This is a genomic window from Acinetobacter sp. 826659, from assembly GCF_000588515.1.
GTDB lineage: Bacteria > Pseudomonadota > Gammaproteobacteria > Pseudomonadales > Moraxellaceae > Acinetobacter > Acinetobacter pittii.
In genome coordinates, this window is sequence record NZ_JFYD01000039.1 from 1 (window position 1) to 422 (window position 422).

The window sequence follows — 422 nt, forward strand, 5'->3', positions numbered from 1 at the left end:
TTGCCAGGTACAGGCACAGTCTCTGCCGACATCACACCGCCGGTGGTTGCACTTGATGATGTGTTGACGAATGACAGCACACCAGCACTCACTGGTACAGTGAACGATCCGACAGCAACAGTGGTTGTGAATGTGGATGGGGTTGACTATCCGGCAGTGAACAATGGTGACGGCACCTGGACGCTTGCAGACAATACACTGCCTGCGTTAACTGATGGTCCACATACCATTACCGTGACGGCAACTGATGCAGCAGGTAATGCGGGTACCGATACAGCAGTGGTGACCATTGATACCACCGCACCAAATGCACCTGTACTTGATCCAATCAATGCAACTGATCCGGTGAGCGGTACAGCAGAAGCGGGTTCAACAGTGACTGTCAGCTTCCCTGATGGCACCACTGCAACAGTCGTGGCAGG

At 53.6% G+C, this 422-nt stretch carries 1 protein-coding gene; it reads left to right on the top strand.

The features are described 5' to 3' along the window. The coding region (locus tag J663_RS18540) for an Ig-like domain-containing protein (RefSeq protein ID WP_228132965.1) at positions 1-422 on the top strand (422 nt) is incomplete at both ends.